9 protein-coding genes are annotated in these 6,500 nt (G+C 49.8%); 4 read left to right on the forward strand and 5 right to left on the reverse strand.

Annotation, left to right across the window (positions count from 1 at the left end; translation table 11 throughout):
- The first annotated feature begins 66 nt into the window (after positions 1 to 66).
- Complete coding sequence (locus KCR01S_RS23350; RefSeq protein ID WP_061285239.1) at positions 67 to 648, forward strand: recombinase family protein; 582 nt, start codon at positions 67 to 69, stop codon at positions 646 to 648.
- Positions 649 to 855: 207 nt separating this feature from the next.
- On the opposite strand, the gene KCR01S_RS23355 is transcribed toward KCR01S_RS23350, so the two are convergent.
- Positions 856 to 1,152 carry a YciI family protein gene (locus tag KCR01S_RS23355; protein WP_061285240.1) on the reverse strand — a complete coding sequence of 99 codons (297 nt, stop codon included), beginning with the start codon at positions 1,150 to 1,152 and terminating at the stop codon, positions 856 to 858.
- 220 nt (positions 1,153 to 1,372) lie between these two features.
- On the opposite strand from KCR01S_RS23355, the gene tonB reads away from it, so the two are divergent.
- A complete protein-coding gene (tonB, locus tag KCR01S_RS23360; protein ID WP_061285245.1) occupies positions 1,373 to 2,086 on the forward strand; it encodes a TonB system transport protein TonB in 714 nt (237 codons plus the stop codon).
- A 30-nt stretch (positions 2,087 to 2,116) separates the two neighbouring features.
- On the opposite strand, the gene KCR01S_RS23365 is transcribed toward tonB, so the two are convergent.
- The gene (locus KCR01S_RS23365; RefSeq protein WP_061285241.1) at positions 2,117 to 2,977 is read right to left on the reverse strand and encodes a fructosamine kinase family protein; all 861 of its coding nucleotides are present in this window, start codon (positions 2,975 to 2,977) and stop codon (positions 2,117 to 2,119) included.
- A 273-nt stretch (positions 2,978 to 3,250) separates the two neighbouring features.
- Entirely contained in the window at positions 3,251 to 4,183 is a 933-nt protein-coding gene (gene pfkB, locus KCR01S_RS23370; RefSeq protein WP_061285242.1) for a 6-phosphofructokinase II, read from the reverse strand.
- 315 nt (positions 4,184 to 4,498) lie between these two features.
- On the opposite strand from pfkB, the gene KCR01S_RS23375 reads away from it, so the two are divergent.
- A complete protein-coding gene (locus KCR01S_RS23375) occupies positions 4,499 to 5,257 on the forward strand; it encodes a DUF481 domain-containing protein (protein WP_061285243.1) in 759 nt (252 codons plus the stop codon).
- Between the two features lie 268 nt (positions 5,258 to 5,525).
- Positions 5,526 to 5,774 (forward strand): hypothetical protein, encoded by a 249-nt coding sequence (locus KCR01S_RS23380; protein WP_061285244.1) that lies wholly within the window; start codon positions 5,526 to 5,528, stop codon positions 5,772 to 5,774.
- Between the two features lie 278 nt (positions 5,775 to 6,052).
- Here KCR01S_RS23380 and yniD read toward each other — a convergent pair whose 3' ends face one another.
- On the reverse strand, positions 6,053 to 6,160 hold the full coding sequence (gene yniD, locus KCR01S_RS25275) for a small membrane protein YniD (protein ID WP_112203840.1): 108 nt from the start codon (positions 6,158 to 6,160) through the stop codon (positions 6,053 to 6,055).
- A gap of 173 nt (positions 6,161 to 6,333) precedes the next feature.
- On the reverse strand, positions 6,334 to 6,500 hold a 167-nt coding region (locus tag KCR01S_RS24740; protein ID WP_072277227.1), incomplete at its 5' end, for a cold shock domain-containing protein.

Consider the following 6,500-nt stretch of genomic DNA (forward strand, 5'->3'; position numbering starts at 1 on the left):
CCTTTAAGAAAATGCATGGTTTCCATTCAGATGGCATGATCTCTCCCTTTTACAGGATGGAAATCGATGCTGATTGGCTATGTCAGGGTGTCAACAAATGACCAGAACACCGCATTACAGCGAAATGCGCTCGAGTGCTCAGGATGTGAGCTAATTTTTGAAGATAAAATGAGCGGAAAAACATCAGATCGGCCAGGCCTGAAAAAAGTGCTCAGAACTCTTGGTGAGGGCGACACGCTGGTAGTGTGGAAACTTGATCGCCTTGGCCGCAGCATGCGGCACCTTATAGTGCTGGTGGAAGAATTGCGGGATAGAGGGATTAATTTTCGCAGCCTGACGGATAGCATAGACACGAGCACACCAATGGGCCGTTTCTTTTTTCACGTTATGGGTGCTCTGGCCGAGATGGAAAGAGAACTGATCGTCGAACGTACCCGAGCCGGTTTAGCCGCTGCGCGTGCAGAAGGTCGAATTGGTGGCCGGCGGCCTAAATTCAGCAAAGATGAATGGGCGCAAATGGGAAGGTTAATAGAAGGAGGAATGGACCGAAAGCAGGTAGCCATAATTTTCGATGCAGGGATATCTACTCTATATAAAAAATTCCCTGCCAATGTAAACGAAGGTAATAGGTGTAACGGCATCTGTTAATCATCGGATCGCATGCTGACGATTGACGCGCCGCAGTTTAAGAAGCGCCTCAATTCAAGAGCAGGTAGGTAAAGCATATAACGAGATGTATCAGGGGTAATAAAAAAACTAAGGGCACAAACAATGTGTACTCGTTTGTGCCCTTTTAACTTAATGATAAAGATGATGTTGTTTTAATGCATTGATTTTGTTGGGTTTAATTTTATACTAAAATACTTTTTTAAACGGCTTCACCGATACCTGCTGGTAGACGCCTGCCGCAACGTACGGATCGTCCTGCGCCCATGACTGGGCCGCTTCCAGAGATTCAAATTCCGCAATCACAGTGGAACCGCTAAAGCCTGCGGCACCGGGATCGTTGCTGTCGACGGCCGGCATTGGGCCTGCGGTGAGCAGACGGCCTTCGTCGTGCAGCAGCTGCAGTCGCGCCAGATGAGCAGGGCGTACGGACAAACGTTTTTCAAGAGAGTCGGCGATATCCTGGGCATAGATGACGTAAAGCACGGGCAGAACTCCTGTTTAAATAATTTGCGGATTACGGTAAGGGAAAGCGACAGTGACTGCAATGCAAAGTTTTGTCATGGGGAAAAGTCGTGATTCTGCGCGGTTTTTTTCGCCAACCCCGGTAGAAAGTTGACCGAAGATAAGATGTCTTATTGAATATGATTGCTATTTGCATTTAAAATCGAGTTCTCATTTTTCAACTGTAACGACTATGACCGCAATGACCCTTGATTTACCTCGCCGCTTTCCATGGCCGACGCTACTCTCTGTTGGTATCCACGGAGCTGTCGTGGCGGGTCTGCTTTATACCTCGGTACATCAGGTTATTGAACTGCCGGCTCCCGCTCAGCCGATTACCATTACGATGGTAGCTCCCGCTGATTTAGAACCACCGCAGGCTGTGGAACAGCCACAGCCGGTTGTTGAGCCTGAACCAGAACCTGAGCCACAGCCTATTCCAGAGGTACCGCAGGCGCCGGTCGTTATTCACAAACCGAAACCTAAGCCGAAGCCTAAACCGAAGCCGGTGAAAAAAGTGGAACAGCCGAAGCCGGAAGTGAAACCGGTTGAACAGCGCCCGCTGTCGACGGTGAACAAAGAGGCTCCACCAGCGCGTTCAGTGGCAAATAACTTGCCGGGTGCCAGCGCGCCTTCGGTGAATGCGCCAACCGGACCTCGCGCATTGAATCGCCAGCAGCCGGGCTACCCGACGCGTGCGCAGGCGCTGCGTATTGAGGGTAAAGTGCGGGTGAAATTTGATGTGACCGCTGATGGTCGCGTCGATAATGTTGAAATTCTGTCTGCGCAGCCGTCCAACATGTTTGAGCGCGATGTTAAAACCGCGATGCGGAAATGGCGCTATGAAGCGGGGAAACCCGGGACTGGATTGATTATGAATATTGAGTTCCGCCTGAAAGGCGTGCAGATGAACTAAGCGTAAAGCCCCCGAAAGGGGGCTTTGTCGTTATGCGGCCAGTACGTTATCCAGCGCTTTTTGCGCCACCACCAAATGCTGCCCGCCGAACAAGATAGCCCGGTTAATCAGGGTATACAGCTGGTAGACCGGTTGTCTTTCAAGAAAATCAGCGGGAAGCGGAGAGACGGATTGATAGCCGTCGTAGATTTGCGGTGGCTGGTCCGGATGCAGGGGCAGCATCGCTAGATCGCATTCGCGATCGCCCCAGTAGCAGGCAGGATCAAACAGATAGGGGCCATTTGGCCCCAGCGCACAGTTATTTGACCACAGATCGCCATGCAGTAGTGACGGCTGGGGTTGATGCGAACTCAGCCTTTGCTGGACATGTTCGACGATAGCGTCGATATCACCAAACTTCATCCCTTTTTCCGCAGCAAGCTCGAGCTGCCAGCCTATCCGCTGTTCAGCGAAAAAGTTCGACCAGCGTCGTTGCCAGGCATTTGGCTGCGGCGTTGTGGAAAGGTCGTTGTCAAAATCGAGACCAAACTGGGGCTGATCGCTCCATTGGTGCAGGTGGGCAAGCTGTTGCCCCAGAAGAAAGGCGTTATGCGCATCCAGCGGACGCGGCGGCAGATACTCCATGACCAGAAAGCTGTAATCGCGGTCTGAGCCGACGACAAAAACTTCCGGGACGGTCACGGTTTTACTTCGGGACAGCAGCTCGAGCTGGTCAGCCTCCGCGGTAAAAATGGGCAGTAATTCACGTTCATCGCACTTAACGAAAAAATCCCGGCCAGCATATTTGAGATGCCATGCGGCATGAATCTCTCCGCCTGGCAGTTCATTGCGCTGTTCGATTTCGCCACTTCCAAGTTGCTCGCCTAACAGGCTACCGATCGCTTGCCACATGATGTCTCTCCCCATGTTTTCTGCCATATCATAAGGTTAGCGCATAAGTACAGGGTAAAATTCGAGCTATACCGCACAACGGATAAAAAAGCTGCCGAAAACCCAGGCTGAGTGCTTACGTTTGTGCTACGAACGTATGGTGCGTCACTTAATGCGACGATGGGTCAACCACAGTGATGCACTCCATTGTTAACAATGGAGTTTTGTTAGCATAGTCGATTACGGCTATTTCGCGACCCACGGGAAGCCCCGTGAGCCCGATTTACTGTGCAATTAGTGCTGTTGCAGGTAGTCAAAAATCTTTTGCGTGTTGTCGCGTGAGCACAGACGAGTACCCTGATTAATGGTGGCTGCGCTGCCTGCCGCGACGCCATAGCGCACCATGGTTTTGAGATCGGCATTCTCAGCCAGTTTTAACGTCATGGCTCCCACCATGCTGTCGCCGGCACCGACGGTGCTTTGGCTTTTAATTGGAGGAGGAACAACCTGCACGCAGCTGTTCGCATCTACGGCCAATGCCCCTTGCGCACCTAAAGAGACCACGACGCGATGTGCTTTACCGCTGCGGATAATTTCCTGCGCGGCGTTGCGGACATCATCAGGCTGTACCAACTCTCGTTGCACCAACGCGCTCAGTTCTTTCTGGTTGGGTTTAACGAGCTCGATATGGCCGATTTCTAACGCGGCGGCTAACGCATCGCCGGAACTATCAATGATGAGGCGTAGTCCTTGCTGCTGAGCGGCTTTTATCAGCGCGACGAATGCCTCGAGCGATACACCAGGCGGCAGGCTGCCGCTGATCACCAGCAGCGAGCCGGTGGGAATATGGGTCACCTTATCCTGCAATTTTTGCAGTTCGTCCTGGTGAAGCGTGGCACCGGGCATGACAAAACGATACTGTTCGCCGCTGGCATCAACGTGAACGTGGAGGTTTTGCCGCGTCCACTCCTGAGTGTCGACGCTTTCAACCGGGACATGTTCTGTCTGCAGCAGTTCAACCAGGTGCCGGCCGGTTGCGCCACCGATGGGAAAAATTGCCGTTGCCTGGCCGCCGAGAAAAGTGATGGCGCGGGCAACGTTAATGCCGCCGCCGCCCGGTTCGAAAATGGGAGAAGTGCAGCGAAGCTTTCCCTCCGGATAGATTTGTGGCGTTTGGGTGGCGCTGTCGAGAGAAGGGGCGAGCGTCAGCGTGTAAATATTTACCATTGCGATAACCTCCCTTTATGTACCGATGGATTGTTCTTAAACCAATCGGTTTTCAGTCTGGCACTTACCGGCTGATAAAGAAAGAATCAACAGCATGATTTTTATAGAGAATGGTAAATTCCCGCTATTTTTTAATATAAAAGAAAATATGTTTTCAGGCTGTTCTTATTCAAAAAATGACAGAAGAATAAGATTGCTATGTTATACGTGCCTTTTTATAATTTGTTGCCTTTCTATGGACCACCCCGTCGTTGATCCTCGCGAAAGTTTCCGGGACGAAATCGTCTCCTTTTTTGTTGTACGGACTCTTAATAAATGAAGCTTTTGAAGACAGTACCGGTAGCGGTTGTGCTGCTGGGAGGCGTGTTTGCGTCTGCGTATGCAACCGCCAGTGATACCGTTTTTACTGTCATGGATGACCCAAGCACCGCTAAAAAGCCTTTTGAAGGCGATATTAATGCGGGCTATCTCGCGCAATCAGGCAATACAAAAAGCTCTTCGGCAACTGCTGATTCTACGCTGACCTGGTACGGTGAATCGACAGCATGGTCCCTGTGGGGCTCTGCCAGCAACACCTCGGCTAATGATGAACGCTCCTCTGAAAAATATTCGGTAGGCGGACGTAGTCGTTACAATATGACCAGCGTGGACTATCTGTTTGGTCAGGCGAGCTGGTTGACCGACCGCTACAATGGCTATCATGAGCGTGATGTCTTTACTGCAGGTTACGGTCATCAGTTCCTGAACGGTCCTATCCACAGTCTGCGTTTCGAATTTGGTCCGGGTGTACGTTATGATGAGTATACCGATGGTAATACGGAAACCCAGCCATTGGGCTATGCTTCCGGCGCTTATGCCTGGCAGATGACGGATACCACCAAGTTTAGCCAGGGTGTCTCCGTGCTGGGCGCTGACGATACCACCGTGAACTCTGAGACCGCACTCAGTGTTGCTATTAACGAACACTTTGGCCTGAAGGTTGCGTATAACGTAACCTGGAACTCCGAGCCACCGGCAACGGCGCCAAACCATACCGATCGCCGTACATCGCTGACTTTGGGTTACACCATGTAATAATTTTCAGGCCGGGAATACCCGGCCTGTGTTCTGATATTTATCGTTTAGTGTTATTATTAAATACAACCGCTGTTTTATTTAATTAAAAATACAAGTTCTCCATAATATCTCCACATTCGACCTTCCTGACATATATTCAGTAAATTTGACACGAATAGCTAAATATTTTGACTAGCCAAAAGTGTGATCTGGATCTAGACTATGTTCAAGGGCAATATGATGCCTTAGCATTTCGAAGTCTTAATCAAGTCAGAGAATAAACATTATGAAAAATATCAAAATCGCATCTGCAGCTATTCTGCTGTCGGCACTTTCTTTCGGCGTATTCGCTGCTGAACCTGCATCACAGCCTGCCAGTTCTACCTCTACCGTAACGACTGCCCAGCACGTTGGTATCTCCAGCGCGTATGACGTCGAAGCCGGTTCTAACATCGCTCCGGGCTCTCAATCTACCGGTCAGTCCATGGATGACGCATTTAACGTGCACACCCTGGTTGCGGGCGGTTGGTCCTAATAATTCTGTGCTGTAATAATTTGATTTTCTATTGATTATTAATATCGGCAGAGAAAACCGGGTAGAGTTGTACCGGTTTTTCTTGCTGCCATTATTCTTTTTGAAAATAAAGAACTTCAGTTTTTGTCATTAAATCGTCAGGCTAATTAAATTTTTCTCGCACATATTGTCAATGCACATCAATGAATAGCATTTTTTGTATGTATTCTGATGTCGGCGATAATAATGTCGGCTCGTGTTTAATTATGCTATTTCCACGCCGATCTGCTTTTCTATTATCAACCCCATATCATCGCAGCCCACCTGAGCAACAGCATAGCACCACAAATGGCGATGAGGACTAACACCATCTTCCAGTGCTTTTTGGCAAATCGATCTGTTGGCATGGTCTTATCCTTTCATTTTGGTGTGGATTGAGTGTACCAGAATTGTGTGCCGAAAGGGGCGCGCACAGAGTAGGGCGTTGTCGCTTACTCATTCACGCTACTGGATGACATACAGATTACCTGGCGCCGCATCACGATCCTGGAAAGGCTTGCGTCAGAAAGCGCGCGGTGAATCAGGAAAGATACACATTGGCGGCCATAGGACCTTTGAGACCGTTAATACGACAAAATTCGACGCGAAGTCCCGGTTGGAGTGATTCAGATTCACTGCTATAGAAGGCTGATATGTGGAGCAGAACGTCTTTTCGACCATCGGAAGGGGTGATGAAACCTTTACCAC

It is taken from the genome of Kluyvera cryocrescens NBRC 102467 (assembly GCF_001571285.1).
Classification (GTDB): Bacteria; Pseudomonadota; Gammaproteobacteria; order Enterobacterales; family Enterobacteriaceae; genus Kluyvera; species Kluyvera cryocrescens.

Coding starts and splice junctions, on each gene's coding strand:
- KCR01S_RS23350 (WP_061285239.1), top strand. CDS start 67: ATGCTGATTGGCTATGTCAGGGTGTCAACAAATGACCAGAACACCGCA.
- tonB (WP_061285245.1), top strand. CDS start 1,373: ATGACCCTTGATTTACCTCGCCGCTTTCCATGGCCGACGCTACTCTCT.
- KCR01S_RS23365 (WP_061285241.1), bottom strand. CDS start 2,977: ATGTGGCAAGCGATCGGTAGCCTGTTAGGCGAGCAACTTGGAAGTGGC.
- pfkB (WP_061285242.1), bottom strand. CDS start 4,183: ATGGTAAATATTTACACGCTGACGCTCGCCCCTTCTCTCGACAGCGCC.
- KCR01S_RS23375 (WP_061285243.1), top strand. CDS start 4,499: ATGAAGCTTTTGAAGACAGTACCGGTAGCGGTTGTGCTGCTGGGAGGC.
- KCR01S_RS23380 (WP_061285244.1), top strand. CDS start 5,526: ATGAAAAATATCAAAATCGCATCTGCAGCTATTCTGCTGTCGGCACTT.
- yniD (WP_112203840.1), bottom strand. CDS start 6,160: ATGCCAACAGATCGATTTGCCAAAAAGCACTGGAAGATGGTGTTAGTC.